General features: G+C 52.2%; 18 protein-coding genes. 3 read left to right on the top strand and 15 right to left on the bottom strand.

Annotation, left to right across the window (positions count from 1 at the left end):
* From sseB to trmJ, 11 genes are all read right to left on the bottom strand, one after another.
* Positions 1-777, bottom strand: coding sequence for an enhanced serine sensitivity protein SseB (gene sseB, locus D8682_RS21525; protein ID WP_121815098.1), 777 nt, complete (start codon positions 775-777; stop codon positions 1-3).
* Between the two features lie 232 nt (positions 778-1,009).
* Complete coding sequence (gene pepB, locus D8682_RS21515) at positions 1,010-2,296, bottom strand: aminopeptidase PepB (RefSeq protein ID WP_064544437.1); 1,287 nt, start codon at positions 2,294-2,296, stop codon at positions 1,010-1,012.
* Positions 2,297-2,366: 70 nt separating this feature from the next.
* A complete protein-coding gene (gene iscX / locus D8682_RS21510) occupies positions 2,367-2,567 on the bottom strand; it encodes a Fe-S cluster assembly protein IscX (RefSeq protein WP_064544436.1) in 201 nt (66 codons plus the stop codon).
* A 12-nt stretch (positions 2,568-2,579) separates the two neighbouring features.
* The gene (gene fdx, locus D8682_RS21505) at positions 2,580-2,915 is read right to left on the bottom strand and encodes an ISC system 2Fe-2S type ferredoxin (RefSeq protein ID WP_034459208.1); all 336 of its coding nucleotides are present in this window, start codon (positions 2,913-2,915) and stop codon (positions 2,580-2,582) included.
* 1 nt (position 2,916) lies between these two features.
* On the bottom strand, positions 2,917-4,767 hold the full coding sequence (gene hscA, locus D8682_RS21500; RefSeq protein WP_121815096.1) for a Fe-S protein assembly chaperone HscA: 1,851 nt from the start codon (positions 4,765-4,767) through the stop codon (positions 2,917-2,919).
* Positions 4,768-4,780: 13 nt separating this feature from the next.
* Entirely contained in the window at positions 4,781-5,296 is a 516-nt protein-coding gene (gene hscB / locus D8682_RS21495; protein WP_121815095.1) for a co-chaperone HscB, read from the bottom strand.
* Positions 5,297-5,357: 61 nt separating this feature from the next.
* Positions 5,358-5,681, bottom strand: coding sequence for an iron-sulfur cluster assembly protein IscA (gene iscA / locus D8682_RS21490; protein WP_064544430.1), 324 nt, complete (start codon positions 5,679-5,681; stop codon positions 5,358-5,360).
* A gap of 24 nt (positions 5,682-5,705) precedes the next feature.
* Positions 5,706-6,092 (bottom strand): Fe-S cluster assembly scaffold IscU, encoded by a 387-nt coding sequence (gene iscU, locus D8682_RS21485; RefSeq protein WP_015703172.1) that lies wholly within the window; start codon positions 6,090-6,092, stop codon positions 5,706-5,708.
* A 43-nt stretch (positions 6,093-6,135) separates the two neighbouring features.
* The gene (gene iscS / locus D8682_RS21480; protein ID WP_121815094.1) at positions 6,136-7,350 is read right to left on the bottom strand and encodes a cysteine desulfurase; all 1,215 of its coding nucleotides are present in this window, start codon (positions 7,348-7,350) and stop codon (positions 6,136-6,138) included.
* A gap of 331 nt (positions 7,351-7,681) precedes the next feature.
* Complete coding sequence (gene iscR, locus D8682_RS21470) at positions 7,682-8,170, bottom strand: Fe-S cluster assembly transcriptional regulator IscR (RefSeq protein ID WP_064544427.1); 489 nt, start codon at positions 8,168-8,170, stop codon at positions 7,682-7,684.
* Between the two features lie 130 nt (positions 8,171-8,300).
* Positions 8,301-9,041, bottom strand: a complete 741-nt coding sequence (gene trmJ, locus D8682_RS21465) for a tRNA (cytosine(32)/uridine(32)-2'-O)-methyltransferase TrmJ (RefSeq protein ID WP_064544425.1) — start codon at positions 9,039-9,041, stop codon at positions 8,301-8,303.
* Positions 9,042-9,160: 119 nt separating this feature from the next.
* Here trmJ and suhB point away from each other — a divergent pair, with 119 nt between their 5' ends.
* Positions 9,161-9,964 carry an inositol-1-monophosphatase gene (gene suhB, locus D8682_RS21460; RefSeq protein ID WP_064544422.1) on the top strand — a complete coding sequence of 268 codons (804 nt, stop codon included), beginning with the start codon at positions 9,161-9,163 and terminating at the stop codon, positions 9,962-9,964.
* Between the two features lie 135 nt (positions 9,965-10,099).
* On the opposite strand, the gene D8682_RS21455 is transcribed toward suhB, so the two are convergent.
* On the bottom strand, positions 10,100-11,083 hold the full coding sequence (locus tag D8682_RS21455) for a nickel/cobalt transporter (protein ID WP_121815093.1): 984 nt from the start codon (positions 11,081-11,083) through the stop codon (positions 10,100-10,102).
* Complete coding sequence (locus D8682_RS21450; RefSeq protein ID WP_232886323.1) at positions 11,074-11,709, bottom strand: DUF1007 family protein; 636 nt, start codon at positions 11,707-11,709, stop codon at positions 11,074-11,076. Before D8682_RS21450 ends, D8682_RS21455 begins: the two co-directional genes overlap by 10 nt.
* 138 nt (positions 11,710-11,847) lie before the next feature.
* Between D8682_RS21450 and csiE the strand changes: the two genes are divergently transcribed.
* Complete coding sequence (gene csiE / locus D8682_RS21445; RefSeq protein ID WP_064544416.1) at positions 11,848-13,128, top strand: stationary phase inducible protein CsiE; 1,281 nt, start codon at positions 11,848-11,850, stop codon at positions 13,126-13,128.
* On the opposite strand, the gene D8682_RS21440 is transcribed toward csiE, so the two are convergent.
* Positions 13,115-14,266 (bottom strand): 3-phenylpropionate MFS transporter, encoded by a 1,152-nt coding sequence (locus D8682_RS21440; protein WP_064544414.1) that lies wholly within the window; start codon positions 14,264-14,266, stop codon positions 13,115-13,117. The two genes, csiE and D8682_RS21440, sit on opposite strands and share 14 nt — an antisense overlap.
* Before the next feature lie 261 nt (positions 14,267-14,527).
* On the opposite strand from D8682_RS21440, the gene D8682_RS21435 reads away from it, so the two are divergent.
* Positions 14,528-15,571, top strand: coding sequence for a hypothetical protein (locus D8682_RS21435; RefSeq protein ID WP_232886325.1), 1,044 nt, complete (start codon positions 14,528-14,530; stop codon positions 15,569-15,571).
* Position 15,572: 1 nt separating this feature from the next.
* Here the strand turns inward: D8682_RS21435 and D8682_RS21430 are convergent, their stop codons facing one another.
* Positions 15,573-16,394, bottom strand: a complete 822-nt coding sequence (locus D8682_RS21430) for an aldose 1-epimerase (protein WP_064544410.1) — start codon at positions 16,392-16,394, stop codon at positions 15,573-15,575.
* Positions 16,395-16,397 lie beyond the last annotated feature (3 nt).

Raw genomic sequence — 16,397 nt, 5'->3', positions numbered from 1 at the left:
TTAGATAATCCGATTGGTTTTAAAATCTCGCAAGAAACTGCCCCAGCGGCGTTCGTAGAATGGCGTAATGTGCGCCATCATAAAGTGGCTGATGCCCTTTTCGCCTTCCACCACCTGGCAAATATCAACTGGCTCATCGCCTGGTAACGTATCAGTCGCGACACTTCCAGCCTGGCGAATAATCGCTTCGATATCCCCTTCAGCTTCAATACCAATCAGCAGGTTTGGCTGCTCGTCAGCACGTTCTTTGATAGAGCAGATGAACGCACGTTTTACAGTTTTCAGGTTTTTGAACAGCGTAGTTAATGAATCGACCATTTGCGCCGGTGGCTCAGCCACTTCGGAAAGCAGCAACGATGTCCCGCCATCCAGCACTTCCTGCTGGGTTAAAGGATCGCTTTCATCGCTGATTAAATGAGTGATTTCACGCGGGGTAAATTCTTTGCCGGTCGGCAGTTTAGCGTTCAGAAACAGTGTCGCGCCCTGCGTCATTTCAAACAGCGTGCGCACTGGCATCACAACAAATGCCTGCTCGTGGCTGATGGCTTGTTGTAACGCTTCAACAGAGGTGAAAAACGGAATGACAGAGGTGCCATCGTCTTTTTCCCAGTGCTGCAATTCGACGGCACTACCGGCGTCAATGGCTTCGCCTTCAGCGGCGCTACCCGGTACCCAAACGGTGGATTCCAGTAACACGCGGAAAAATGCCGGGCGGTGAGCAGGTTCAGTGGCCGCCTGTTCAAGCAGCGTTTCGAGTTCGTTTTTGAGTTCTGACATGGTGGTTCCAGAATGAGTCTGTGGGGCAAACAACCCTCACCCTAACCCTCTCCCTGAGGGAGAGGGAATTGATCGGTGTCCCCCCTCTCCTGGGGGAGAGGGAATTGATCGGTGTCCCCCCTCTCCTGGGGGAGAGGGAATTGATCGGTGTTCCCCCTCTCCTGAGGGAGAGGGAATTGGCCGTTTTCCCCCTCTCCAGGGGGAGAGGGTCGGGGTGAGGGCGAAAAGCGAATTACTGACTAACCAGCAGATTTGCAATCGCACGCACACCAATGCCGGTTGCGCCAGCAGACCACTGCTCAACCGCACCTTTACGATAAGTTGCAGAGCAGTCGATGTGCAGCCAACCTTCGTGATAGTTTTCCACGAAGTGAGACAGGAAGCCCGCCGCCGTACTCGCACCCGCAGGGAAGGAGGCGTTGGAGGTGTTGTTCAGCTCGGCAAAGTTGGACGGCAACTGGTTGCGGTGGAACTCAGCCAGTGGCAAACGCCAGAACGGTTCGTTTTCTGCCGCAGCACTCGCCATCAAGCGATTAACCAGTTCATCATCGAAGCTGAACAGCGCGTGGTAATCGTTACCCAGTGCCGTTTTCGCCGCTCCCGTTAAGGTTGCGCAGTCGATGATTAATTCTGGTTTTTGCGCACACGCGTCAATCAGGCCGTCAGCCAGTACCAGGCGGCCTTCCGCATCGGTGTTCATAATCTCAACAGTTTTGCCGTTGCGATATTTAATGATGTCGCCCAATTTAAAGGCATTGCCGCTAATCAAGTTATCTGCACAGCACAGGTACAGTTTGACGCGTTTGTTCAGGCCACGAGTAATCGCAAATGCCAGTGCGCCGGTGATGGTGGCCGCACCGCCCATATCCGATTTCATGGAGTCCATGAACGCGCTTTGCTTGATGCTGTAGCCGCCGGAGTCGAAAGTAATACCTTTACCCACCAGGCAGGCATAAACCGGTGCATCCGGGTTGCCTGTTGGGTTGTAATCCAGCGCCAGTAAAACCGGTGCACGCTCTGAACCACGGCCAACAGTATGGATACCCATATAGTTCTGGTCGCGCAGATCTTCACCTTTAGTGATGCGGTAAGAAACGTTATCGCATGCCACATCACACAGCAGGTCTATGGCGCGTGAAGCCAGTTGCTCTGGGCCAAGTTCTTCGGCTGGTGTATTGATGGTATGACGTACCCAGTCGATGATTTTCAGGCGGTTATTCAGCTCTTTTTGCTCTGCTTCGCCCAGCACTGCCCAGTCAACTTTACGCGTACCTTTTGGTGCGCGATAGCCTTGCCAAAATGCCCAGCTTTTTTCTACATCCCAGCCGTCACCTGCCAGTTGCACATGCTTCAGGCCCTGGCCGTCAATTTTACGGGCAGCACGCTGGATTAACCCCAGGTCATCTTTGCCTGTCAGGTGCAGGGTAATCCCTTCGTCGTTGATACTATAAGCGGCTTTTTCGCCCCAACGCGCATCGGCAGGCGACGTGGAAAGGCTAATTTTCATGGCTTCTGTCATGTTCTTTTCCTTATATTTTTCAGCTCATGCTACATATAAAAACGGGCCGCCAGAGGCAGCCCGCTTATTTTTATTCTGCTTCATCTAACCAGACTAACAGAATTGCTTCCAGAATTTTTTCATTGGATGCGTTTGGATCGTCGTCAAAATCTTCCAGGTCGCAGATCCATTGATGCAGATCGGTGAAGCGTACCGTCTTCGGATCGAGATCCGGGCGACTGTCGTACAGTGCTTCGCCGATTTCGCGGCTATCGGTCCATTTCAATCCCATTTGCGACTCCTGTTAATGCTCACGCGCATGGTTGATGGTGTAGCGCGGCATCTCAACGACCAGGTCTTCGTCTGTGACGCGAGCCTGGCAGCTTAAGCGGCTTTCCGGCTCAAGACCCCAGGCTTTGTCCAGCATGTCGTCTTCGTCTTCCGTGCTTTCAGCCAGGGAGTCGAAACCTTCACGCACTACGCAGTGGCAAGTGGTGCAAGCACAGGATTTTTCACAGGCGTGTTCAATCTCGATACCGTTGCGCAGGGCAACATCAAGAATGGTTTCACCGACATTCGCTTCCAATACTGCGCCATCTGGGCACAAATCCTGATGAGGCAGAAATACAATCTTTGGCATGTTAAACCTCGTCCACGGAGTGGCCTTTCAGCGCCTTACGGATTGATTCATCCATACGACGTGCGGCGAAATCCTGGGTTTGTTTGTCTACGTTTTTAATGGCTTGTTCAATCGCATTGATATCGTCACCCGCAGCAGCGGCATGGAGTGCCACTATTGTCGCGTCGATATCTGCACGTTCAGCGGCGCTTAACAGCGCGGCGTCTGCGGCTAACGCACCTTGCAGGCTTTCCAGCACGCGGGCCGCGTCAACTTTTTGCTCCGCAAGCATGCGCGCTTGCACGTCTCGCTCAGCAAAACTCATGGAGTCCTGAATCATTGAGGCAATTTCGCCGTCGCTCAGGCCATAAGAAGGCTTCACCTGAATAGAAGCTTCAACACCTGTGGATTTCTCCATGGCGGTGACGCTTAGCAGGCCGTCCGCATCAACCTGGAAGGTGACGCGGATATGCGCCCCGCCCGCAGGCATTGCCGGAATACCGCGCAGTGCAAAACGAGCCAACGAACGGCAATCTTGTACCAGTTCGCGCTCGCCCTGTAACACCTGAATCGACATCGCCGTTTGGCCGTCTTTAAAGGTGGTGAAGTCCTGCGCACGCGCCACCGGAATAGTGGTGTTACGTGGAATGACTTTCTCTACCAGGCCGCCCATGGTTTCGAGGCCGAGCGACAGTGGGATCACATCCAGCAACAGCATGTCGCTGTCCGGCTTGTTGCCCACCAGAATATCCGCCTGAATGGCAGCACCGATGGCGACAACTTTATCCGGGTCGATGGACGTCAACGGCGTGCGGCCAAAGAACTCGCCGACACGTTCGCGCACTAATGGCACGCGGGTTGAACCGCCAACCATTACCACTTCCAGTACTTCGTCAGCTTCCACGCCTGCGTCTTTCAACGCGCGACGGCAAGCCAGCAAAGTACGTTTAACCAGGGCTGCAATCAGTTCGTTGAACTGTTCGCGGGTCACGGTACCCGTCCAGCCAGCCACTTCTACCGTGGTAGTTTCGGCATCGCTCAGAGCAATTTTCGCGGCAATGGCGGCGTCCAGTAACTGGCGCTGCACGCGGTCGTCGCTACGGTCAGCAACGCCTGCTTGCCCGCGTAACCAGTCGGCTAACAGGTGGTCAAAGTCATCGCCGCCTAGTGCAGAATCACCGCCGGTCGCCAGCACTTCAAACACGCCACGGCTTAAACGCAGGATGGAAATATCAAACGTACCGCCGCCTAAATCGTAAACCGCGATAACGCCCTCTTTGCCAGAGTCCAGACCGTAGGCAATCGCTGCCGCAGTCGGTTCATTCAGCAAACGCAGCACGTGCAGGCCGGCCAGACGCGCGGCATCTTTGGTGCCCTGACGCTGTGCATCGTCGAAATACGCCGGAACGGTAATCACCACACCATCAAGCTGGCCTTCCAGCGCTTCGGTGGCGCGTGCGCAAAGGGCTTTAAGGATGTCGGATGAAATACGGATAGGGTTCAGCAGCCCAGCTGGCGTGTTGATCATCGGCAGGCCATTCTCACTCGCCTGGAGTGAATAAGGCAGATGCGGATAGCGCGCCTGAATATCGGCCAGCGAGCGGCCCATCAGACGTTTTACCGAGCTGATGGTGTTCGCCGGGTCGGTTGCGGCTTGCGCACGCGCATCCCAGCCCACATTCAGGCCTTGTTGCTGATAGTGCACCACAGAAGGTAACAGGTGACGCCCTTCATGGTCAGGCAGCGTTTCGGCTTGCCCGCTACGAACAGTTGCAACCAGTGAATTGGTAGTACCTAAGTCGATGCCCGCCGCCAGCTTGCGCTGATGAGGTGCCGCACTCAGGCCCGGCTCACTAATTTGTAATAACGCCATATTGAGCTTCCAGTTAAAAATCGAGCAGCTTTTCTTCGAGTTGTTCTATTTGGCTGCGCAGTTTATCGAGAAAACGCAGTTTACGCACCGTATCCGCCGCCTGCGTCCAGTCCTGATTATCCAGTTGCTGCACCATTAGCGCCATGCGGGTTTTCACCATTGCATTAACGTTGGCACTAAAGGATTCCAGGCGGTCACTATCTTTGGCGTGCTCAATGTTATCAAGCTCTTCGCGTAATTCGAGTTGCTCCATCAAAAACGCGGTGTCGCGCACGGTATGCTGTTCATTCGCCAGGTCAAAACCGTTGAGGGAGAGAATGTACTCGGCGCGCGGCAGTGGATGACGCAGCGTTTGCCAGGCCTGGTTGATGGTCGCAGATTGTTGGACCGCCAGCAGTTGCTCCGCCTGAGGGCGGCTGGTGTATTTATCAGGGTGGAACTGACGTTGCAGCTCCTGGTAACGGGTAGCCAGCAGCTCAGTATTGAGGGCAAAACTTACCGGTAACCCAAAGAGGGTAAAGTAGTCCATAACAGGCTCGGGTAACTTTAGACCCCGCGCAACGTGAAGTTACACGGGGGATTGGCGAGTATCAGACGTGGAAGCTTTCACCGCAGCCACACTCATCTTTCACGTTCGGGTTAGTAAATTTAAACCCTTCGTTAAGACCTTCTTTGACGAAGTCGAGCTCAGTGCCGTCTAAAAATTGCAGGCTTTTACCATCGACGACCACTTTCACGCCTTTGTCTTCGAACACGGTGTCATCTGCCATCGGTGCGTCAACAAATTCCAGAACATAAGCCATACCGGAGCAGCCTGAGGTGCGAACGCCTAAGCGCAAACCAAAGCCTTTTCCGCGATTGGACAGGAAGGCATTCACACGTGCGGCAGCACTGTCGCTAAGGGTAATCGACATACAACAACCTCTACTCAACAATAATTATTTAGCTTCACGCTTGCTTTTGTAATCCGCGATAGCCGCTTTGATAGCGTCTTCTGCAAGGATTGAGCAGTGAATCTTCACCGGTGGCAGTTCAAGTTCTTCTGCGATGTCGGTGTTTTTGATTGCTTGCGCTTCATCCAAAGATTTACCTTTAACCCATTCGGTTACCAGCGAACTGGAAGCAATGGCAGAGCCACAGCCGTAGGTTTTGAAGCGAGCGTCTTCAATAATACCTTCATTGTTGACTTTAATCTGCAACTTCATCACGTCACCACAAGCAGGCGCACCCACCATGCCGGAACCGACGCTGTCATCGCTGTTGTCAAAAGAACCCACGTTGCGTGGATTTTCGTAGTGATCGATTACTTTTTCGCTATAAGCCATTTTTTATTCTCCAGAATCCGATATCGACGTCCGTGACGGACAATTAATGATGAGCCCATTCGATGGAATTAAGATCCACGCCCTGCTTAAACATTTCCCACAGCGGAGAAAGGTCGCGCAGACGGCCAATGGACTTACGTACCAGTTCGATGGTGTAGTCGATCTCTTCTTCAGTAGTAAAACGACCCAAAGAGAAACGGATAGAGCTGTGAGCCAGTTCATCAGTCATGCCCAGTGCGCGCAGCACGTAGGATGGCTCAAGACTTGCTGAAGTACAGGCCGAACCGGAAGAAACCGCGAGGTCTTTGAGTGCCATAATCAGTGACTCACCTTCAACGTAGTTAAAGCTCACGTTGAGGATAGTTGGAACGCCATGTTCCAGGTCACCGTTCAGATACACTTCTTCCATATCTTTCACGCCATTCCACAGACGGTTACGCAATACGCGCAGACGGGACATTTCTGTTTCCATCTCTTCTTTTGCGATACGGTAAGCTTCGCCCATGCCAGAAATCTGGTGAACAGGAAGAGTACCAGAACGCATGCCGCGCTCGTGACCGCCACCGTGTACCTGAGCTTCGATACGAATACGTGGTTTACGACGAACATACAGCGCGCCGATCCCTTTCGGGCCATAGATTTTGTGACCAGAGAAGGACATCAGGTCAACTTTGAGAGTGCTCAGGTCGATAGGCATTTTACCCACGCTCTGAGTCGCATCTACGTGATAGATAATGCCACGCGCACGGCACATTTCGCCGATTGCCGCGATATCTTGTACCACGCCGATTTCGTTGTTCACGTGCATGATGGAAACCAGAATGGTGTCGTCACGCATCGCCGCTTCCAGCACGTTCAGGTCAACGATACCGTTGCTCTGCGGTGCCAGATAAGTCACTTCAAAACCTTCACGCTCAAGCTGACGACAGGTGTCCAGCACGGCTTTGTGTTCGGTTTTTACGGTGATGATGTGCTTGCCTTTCTTCTGATAGAAGTTAGCGGCACCTTTAATAGCGAGGTTATCGGATTCAGTTGCGCCGGAGGTAAAGACGATTTCACGCGGGTCTGCACCAACCAGTTCAGCGATTTGGTTACGGGCGATATCAACAGCTTCTTCCGCCTGCCAACCGAAACGGTGCGAACGAGAAGCCGGGTTACCGAAGGTTCCGTCCATAGTCAAAAACTGCATCATTTTCTGCGCAACACGCGGGTCAACTGGCGTAGTGGCAGAGTAATCGAGATAAATCGGTAATTTCATGCTTTTAAACTCCGTACATCACTCAATGCGAAATCCCCTTCATCTTTCAAGTTACAGGTGTGTTGGCTGCTCTCACTCACCCGAATCACTTAGTTTACTAAGCTCATCGGGGTTCCTTCGCTTGCCGCCTGCCTGCAACTTGAAATATTTTGGGGATTGTCATTCTTTAAAAAATGACAAAGATTCTAAAATTCTTTTTTATCTTTACCCTAAATAGTTCGTGTTGCAGCAAGGCGGCAAACTTGAGAGTCCCCAGGAGCTTACATCAAGTAAGTGACTGGGGTGAACAAGTGCGGCCAACACAGTTGCAACCCGAAATATGATGGGTAAATTAGGCGCGCAGTTTGACGTCGATTGCGTCTTGAGAGCGCGTACTGCGATGGTTTTCATTATGCTGACGGCCAGAGACGTCCAGCACTTCCTGGTTATTCACCAGCTCACCCAAGGTGATGTTATTCAGAAAACCGGTCAGACGGTCACTCAGATCGCGCCACAGTGCGTGAGTCAGGCACTTATCGCCGCCCTGACAACCACCTTTGCCCGCGCAACGCGTAGCATCTACAGATTCATCGACGGCACTAATCACTTCGCCGACTGCAATGCTGTTTGCTTCTTTACCCAGCAGATAACCGCCGCCTGGACCACGTACGCTGGCAACCAGGCCATTTTTACGCAGACGGGAGAATAACTGCTCCAGGTAGGAGAGAGAGATTCCCTGACGTTCAGAAATATCAGCCAACGGTACCGGGCCTGATTCGGAGTTCAACGCAACGTCAAGCATTGCGGTCACGGCATAACGTCCTTTCGATGTCAGTCTCATGTCTTACATAACCTCAAATCGCCCCTCGAACCGGGGGTTTTTTATAAATGTGATTGTCACATAGCAGGTCGCAAGTCTGACATTCCCGAGTAAATTGGTCAACTATTTAACCTAGTAATTTACTCAAGTATTATTTGCCGTGTTTTTTCTCGTTATCAATAGAAGAAAGCATGCCGCGCAGGATGTTAAGTTCTTGAATTTCCGGGCGTGCACGAGTATACAGGCGGCGCAACTTACTCATAATCTGGCCTGGATGTGTTGCGCGAATAAAGCCAGTTTTCAGCAACACTTGTTCCAGGTGACCATAAAAACGCTCGAGATCGTCAACCGCCGGGTACTGTGTTTCGTCTTCAACAACGACCGCTTCTTTGCCTTCTTCTTGAGTCGCAAGCCAGGCGATACGAATTTCATAAGCCAGGATCTGCACCGCCATCGCCAGGTTCAGCGAGCTATATTCCGGGTTTGCCTGAATCGCCACGTGGTAGTGGCATTTCTGCAATTCGTCATTGGTTAAGCCTACACGCTCGCGGCCAAAAACAATGGCGACTGGCGCATGTTGCGCTTCAGAAATACTCTTTAAACCACATTCGCGTGGATCGAGCATCGGCCACGGCAATGTACGCGAACGCGCACTGGTGCCAACCACCAGACTACAGCCAGCCAACGCTTCATCAAGGGTATCGACAATTTTAGCTTCACCGATAACATCACTGGCACCCGCAGCAAGCGCAATAGCTTGAGAGTCAGGTTTAACCAGCGGATTGACCAGCCAAAGATTGGTCAGCCCCATGGTTTTCATCGCACGGGCTACAGAGCCCATGTTGCCGGTATGGGAGGTTTCAACCAGCACTATACGTACGTTTTGCAGCATTATTGACTCATAGCCTGAAAAGATTATCGCGATATCCTATCATAACCCTGGGACATATTCCGAACGCTCTGCTATACTCCGCCGCGTTTTCCCGTTCTTTAACATCCAGAGAGAGACCGATGCATCCGATGCTCACCATCGCCGTGCGCGCTGCGCGCAAGGCGGGCAATTTAATTGCCAAGAACTACGAAACCCCTGACGCTGTAGAAGCGAGCCAGAAAGGCAGCAACGATTTTGTGACTAACGTAGATAAAGAGGCCGAGCGCCTGATTATCGAAATTATCCGCAAATCCTACCCGCAACACACCATTATCGCTGAAGAATCAGGCGAACTGGCGGGTACCGAGCAGGATGTGCAATGGGTTATCGATCCTCTGGATGGCACTTCAAACTTCATCAAACGTTTGCCACACTTCTCTGTTTCTATTGCTGTTCGTGTTAAAGGCCGCACCGAAGTTGCTGTGGTTTATGACCCAATGCGTAATGAGCTGTTCACAGCCGTTCGCGGTCAAGGCGCACAGCTGAACGGTTACCGTCTGCGCGGCAGCAATGCACGCGATCTTGACGGCACTATTCTGGCAACCGGCTTCCCATTCAAACTGAAGCAACACGCCACTCCATATATCAACATCGTTGCCAAACTGTTCACGCAGTGTGCTGACTTCCGTCGTACCGGTTCTGCTGCACTGGATCTGGCATACGTTGCGGCTGGCCGCGTTGATGGTTTCTTCGAGATTGGCCTGAAGCCGTGGGATTTCGCAGCAGGTGAACTGATTGCTCGCGAATCTGGTAGCCTGGTATGTGATTTCACCGGCGGCCATAACCACCTGACCAGCGGCAACATCGTTGCAGGTAATCCACGTGTTGTTAAAGCCATGCTGGCAACAATGCGTGATGAATTGAGCGAAGCGCTGAAGCGTTAATCTTTAAAGCCCTCACCCTAACCCTCTCCCCCAGGAGAGGGGACTGTTCGGTTTCCCCCTTCGGGGAGGAGAATGTCCGGTTTTCCCCCTCGCCCTCAGGGAGAGGGCCGGGGTGAGGGTTGTTTTAATCAAGGACTAAAACGGTCGTATCCCGCGCATTACCGGTTGAGCACTCAGCCACATCACCGCCGCCGCTAAAACTAAAATCCCACCGCCCGCTAACGCCAGTGTCGCCCAGGCTACTTGTCGCCATAAAACCGGGGCTTTGTTACCACTCACTCGCACCGCAAGCTGACGGAAACCGTGTACCAGAAACGCCAGCCCAGAAATCGTAATTGATGTCCCGGCAGCCATCGTCAATGCCGACAACATTCCCCAGCTATACACGCCAATGACTTTACTAAACAGCAGCACCATGATGGCACCGGAACACGGGCGCATCCCCATCGACAGCACAATCATCACGCGGGCACGCCAGTCCTCTCCTGCATCAAGCTGTTTTTCTGTCGGCAAATGCTGATGGCCACAACCACATTTTTCGTCGTGAACATGATGCGGCGTGAACGAGGTAAAGCGCTTCGGTTTTCGCAAAACGCGGTGTAAATTTCGTAAGGCGCGACCACACAACATCAAGCCTAAAATCCCCACCAGCAAATAACTGCTTTTCTCCAACCAGAAACTGCTCGTATGCAGTTCCCGTGATGGCAATTCCAGAATCCCCAGCACCACCGTTACCAACGCAATAGCCACGCCTCCCTGCATTAAGGCAGCGGCAAAAGTCAGTTTCAGGCTGCTTTTCAAACGCGAAGGATGGGTGGCAAGCCAAGTGGCGATCACCACTTTGCCATGCCCCGGCCCTAACGCGTGCAGCACACCGTAAACCAGGCTAAACGACAGTAATGACCAACCCGCTCGCTCCGGGTTTTCGGCAACCTCACGCAAAAGTGCGCTCATTTGTTGGTTAATTGCTTTCTGCCAAATTGCACTATTAAGGATAATTTGCGGCCAGTAGTGCCACAGGCTGTACAGCCCAACCGCACAGACAAGCAGGAAAAGAGCCAGCGGCCACAGTTGTATCCAGCGGCGTGAAGAGGTTCGAGCTGAAGGAATTACTGACATTGCAACGTAACCTGTTGAGCAAATTGTTTACCGAGTTCCATATCTTCTGGTGGCGCATCGGCTTTATCTAACGACAAGGCAAACGCCTGCATATCTTCAGTCGGTTGCGGTGTTTTGACCGAGATTTTGCAAAGTGCGGCTAATGTTTTCGGCACTTTGGCATCTTCAGGACGGTCGTAACTCATATCGACAAAATAGCTCGGGTCGAAGGTCGCGAATTGGTATGTTTGCCCTTTTAACGGCTGCGGATGTGCCAGCGGTAAAACAAAGGTTAACACTGCCTGATGCCCTACCCGTGCCAGCCCGTACTCGGGTGGTAAATTGTTAAACGTCACTTTTTGGCCGTTGTGCCAGAATTCAGTGAAGTAATGTTGCCCTAAAACATTGGCCATCACTTCGGCGGCGAGCTTCTTCCAGACCGGTGAATCAGGCTTTGCGTCACCGGCGTCATACAGTAGATCTGCTGAAGTAATTTCATCCATTGTCCACTGCATTTTCAGACCCGTTAGCTGGTCATCTTTGGTTATAACCGTGGTCACAAGCGTAATAAAGCTGTGCGGATGGGCCAATGCTAACGGGCTAAAAAGCGCCGTACCTAAGGCAAAAAGAACAACTCTGTTACACATTTTCCTGCTCATTATTCTCTCAAGCTTAAAATTCTGTGAGCCAGTCAAAATTCCGTAATTAAAAAGCTCAAATGTGACTCTGTGCGATAAAAGCTTTAGCTACGCTTAGCATTAATCAACTTTGACTTGGTAATGCGGATGATGACACTGCTCTCCTCTCCACCATCTGTACTCTCCAGTCCGCAGCGTCGCTGCCACCTACTTTTGTTGCTTTACTTACCGGGATACACCGTGACTCCAGAGATCCTCGCCAGACTCAACGGGGTTGATGGGACTAAAGCCCTGCAAGATATAGCCGACACGGGGGATGAAATCCAGCGCTATCACCGGCTGAGGCTTATCACACAACAGGATGGTAGCTACCGGATTGAGGGTACGCCTTTAGACCGTCGTCTGTGCTTACTGCACTGGTTACGCCGTGCGCTACGATTAAGCCCACACTTTGTGCAACAACATTTTACCCCAGCGCTCAAAATCCAGCTTAAACAACAAGGGATTTTGACCGCGCTATACGATGAAAAGAATCTCCAGGCACTGATTGGTCTGTGCTCACGACGCTTGCAACGTCAATTTGATAGTCGTGACGTGCAGTTTTTAACGCTATTTTTGCAGTACTGCCTGCATCAGCATCATGCGGGGATAACGCCTGAATTCACCGAGCAACAACGGATATGGACGCAAATGCGCCCGGAGTATCTGGCCGCGCTTGAAATTGCCCGCCACTGGAAGCGCCGGGTGATGCAATCGGCCAATGAAAACGAGCAGCTATTCCTGGCGTTGTTATTCCAGTTACTGCGCACTCCCGATCCGATTCGCGATAACCATCAGCAAGACTTACGCCTGCGTACCGCAATTTGCGGGATGATTACGCGTTTTCGTGAGCAAGGGGGAATGTCGTTTAGTGATGAACAAGGCCTGAGCGACCAGTTGTATATTCATCTTGCTCAGGCACTGGATCGCTGCCAGTACGGTATCGGCATCGATAACAGCCTGCCTGAAGAAATTACTCGTTTATATCCGCGGCTAATGCGCACCACGCGAGAAGTGTTCCGCGACTTTGAAGCGCATTTTGAAATGCGTTTTTCTGACGAAGAAGTCGGTCTGGTGGCGGTGATTTTTGGGGCGTGGTTAATGCAGGAAAGTGACTTACATGAGAAGCAGGTTTTACTGCTGACCGGCAACAATATGGAACTTGAGCAGAATATTGAACAGCAGCTTCGCGAATTGACCTTGCTGCCGCTCAATATTAAACATCTGACCATTCACAGCTATCAGAAAGAGGGAGCGCCGAAAGAAGTGGTGCTGGTGATTACGCCTTATTCCACTTCGTTACCGCTCTTTTCCCCGCCGCTGATTCACGTCACGCTGCCGCTGGGCGAACACCAGCAGCAGCAGATCCGTAAGATTATTGAGTGTTAACACAATACGCGATGGGGCGCGGTCGTATGAATAGTGCAGGTACGGCCACCAGCGCCATAATCCAGAATACATCGCCCTGCATGTGCTGATAAAGGTAGCCGGAGAACATCGTCATAATCGCGATACCCCCGCCCATCGCCACGGCAGAATAGACCGCCTGCAAACGGATAACTTCGTTGCCTTCACGCGCGGAGATATAACGCATCGCCGCCAAATGGCAGACGGTGAAACTGCCACAGTGCAGGATTTGCGCGGCAATCAGCCACGGCAACTCGGTCGTGTACGCCATCAGGCTCCAGCGTAGAATCCCGGTCATCCCCGAAAGCAGCAGCAAATCGCGCGCGCTCCAGTTGCGGAACAACTTTTTGCTGAGTGCGAAAACTACAATTTCTGCCACGACCCCCAGCGACCATAAATAGCCAACCACCGAGGCGGAATATCCCGCGCCTTGCCAGTAAATTGCACTGAACCCGTAATATGCCGCGTGCGCACCTTGTAATAACGTCACGCAGGCAAGGAAGCGCCAGGAACCGAGCACCAGTTTCTTCCACGCAGGCCAACCCGCGCCTTCGCTATGGCGGGTTTCACCTTGCGGCATCACTGATGGGCGCAGCAGCATGCCGACAAGCATCGACGCGACACCAATACTCAGCAGTACAAGAATCGCCTGATAGCTAAACACGCTCACCAGTTTGCCGGTCATCGCCGAACCAATCACAAATGCCAGCGAGCCCCACAAGCGCACGCGCCCGTAATCCATGGTGATTTGTCGCTGCCAGGTTCCAGCAAGCGCATCGGTAAGCGGCACCAGCGGTGAGAAAAACAGGTTAAAGCCGACCATCACCACCAGCAGCCAGGTGGCGGTTTGCCCAAACCAGAAAGCCACGGCAAATAGCAGTGTCAGTAAGGCAAGAAGACGCAGGGCAAAAATCAGCCGGGAAGGATCGGTCACACGAGGTGCCAACAGCAAACTGCCGAGGAAACGGGCGATTAAACCGGCCCCAAGCAACAAACCGATAGTTTCTGGAGGCAGACCGACTCCGGCAAGCCAGACACTCCAGAATGGCAGGAAAATCCCGTAACTAAAGAAGTAGGTAAAATAACTGAGCGCCAGCCAGCGCGTTGAATGCAAAACCATGATCCCTCCCGTTTTGGACGGCGTTAGTGTCGCCGAGCACCGACAGGCTTGCAAGCAATCATTAACAGACTAATAACACACATGAACTATATTGTTATGATCTATGTATCGGATTTAACTGTGTAATTTATTTTTGGATGAAACGCTTAACTCTAACGGATACTCATTCCATTAAAATCACGCACCGTAAATTCGAATCAAAAGTTCATTGTATTCATGTCTAACACTACCCTTTTCAGGGGCTTAATCCTGACTTTGTCGATGCTCACGTTACCGGCTACTGCCGCTGAGCCATCCTCTGCTGAAGCCAAAAAAGAGACGCCATCGCCGTGGTTGTTTGTTCCGCTATTCAGCTCCAGCCCAAAACTCGATACTGCCGCGGGTGGGATGGTGGCCTATATGCACCGCTTCGATGAAAAATCGCGCCCTTCGATGTTCGGGGTGTCAGCCAAATACACCACTTCGCAATCACTGATTGCCAACGCCTTTGCCAAAACGTCGTTTGGTGAAGATCACCACCGTATTCTGGGTGGCATGATGGTCGGTGATATTAACAACGACTACGAAAACTATTTGGGATCCGGCCAGCCGCTAAGTACCAACGACAACTACAGTTTCGCTTTTTTGCGCTACCTGTATCGTGTCGAGGGCGACTGGTTCATCGGTGCGCAAGGTGCCTATTCCAACTATGAGTTGCAAGGGCAAGATCCTTCGTCGAGCGAAATCCTCGATGAAATGGGGCTGGTCGGTTACAAGTCCGGCGGTGTGGGTGCGGTCATCATGCACGACTCCCGCGACAGCGATTTTAAAGCCACCAAAGGCTGGTATCTCAACGTTAATAACATGGCGTATCGGGAAGCGTTGGGCGGCGAACAAGACTTTGATATCTGGCGCGTCGATTACCGTGGTTACTGGCAACACGGCGATGGCAACGTCTTTGCCGTGCGCAGCCGCCACCAGTTTTCCAACGATGCGCCAGCTGGCGCCTATTCCCCGGTTTATATTCGTGGTTACACGCCCGGTGAATACCTCGCTCAGCACATGTCTTCCATCGAGATTGAAGAGCGTTACAAACTGGCAGAACGCTGGACCGCAACGGTATTTGCCGGTGCCGCCTGTCTTTATGGTGACTCCACCAGCGGTGAGCAACTCAACTGTGGCGACAGTGAAAACCTGTACCCGGCGTGGGGCGCAGGCGTCCAGTATTTGCTTAAACCCGAAGCGGGGATTGTCGTCAATCTCGAGTACGCGATGGGTAAAGATGACAACCAGGGCATCTATTTAAAAATGGGCTACAGTTTCTGATCTACAAAAGCGCAATCTCCATGGTTAACGCCGTTGATTGCTGGTTTGCCAGCAAAACCAGCCCCGGAAGCCCAGCCATATTGTGGGCATTCACCGGGTGGCTTTGCGGTTCCAGGCAAATAAACGGCTCGTCGGCCATGCGGAATACCATCAAGTACGGCGTGGCGCATTTTAACTGCACACGCATCTCGCCCGTTTCAATCAACGCACTACCGCTCCAGCCGGAATAGCCGACATTCAGCCACTGGTTGTCCGGGGTTTTCGGGCTGATGAAATTGGTTTGCGGCGTCAATTCGCCACACCATTGCTGCGGTAAATGATTAGCACCCTCCGGCCAGAATCCAGTGGCAGAAAACTGCACTTGCGTAGCAGGCGTAAGATGGAAAAAGGGGTGAAAGCCGAGGCCATAAACCATCGGTTTGTTGGCCTGGTGAGTCAATTCCAACTCAGCAATAAAGCGTTTTCCTTCTAGCCGGTAAATCAGCCGGGCGTGATAGTCAAACCCGCAGTCATACTGACTTTCAAGGGTAAGGACGAGTTGCAAAACATCATGCTTTTCGACCTGCCAGTCTTTCAGCCAGCCGTCGCCATGCAGAAAGAATTGCTTATCCGCCGGGCTTTGCGGCAGTTCGATTTTCTCGCCATGAAGGGTAAAACTATTCCCGGCGACCCGGTTTGCCAGCGGCAACATCGGGAACAAGGCTTTTTCACCGCCATACAAAATCGCCTGCTGATGTTCCAGAGAATCCAGACTGAGAATTGCCGCCCCTTGCGGGGCGACGGTTAAACGCAGAAATTCATTTTCGAGTAATAAGGTTTCCATAGT

Source organism: Buttiauxella sp. 3AFRM03, from assembly GCF_003675305.1.
GTDB classification, from domain to species: Bacteria; Pseudomonadota; Gammaproteobacteria; order Enterobacterales; family Enterobacteriaceae; genus Buttiauxella; species Buttiauxella ferragutiae.
This window is presented reverse-complemented; position numbering and strand designations above follow the sequence as displayed.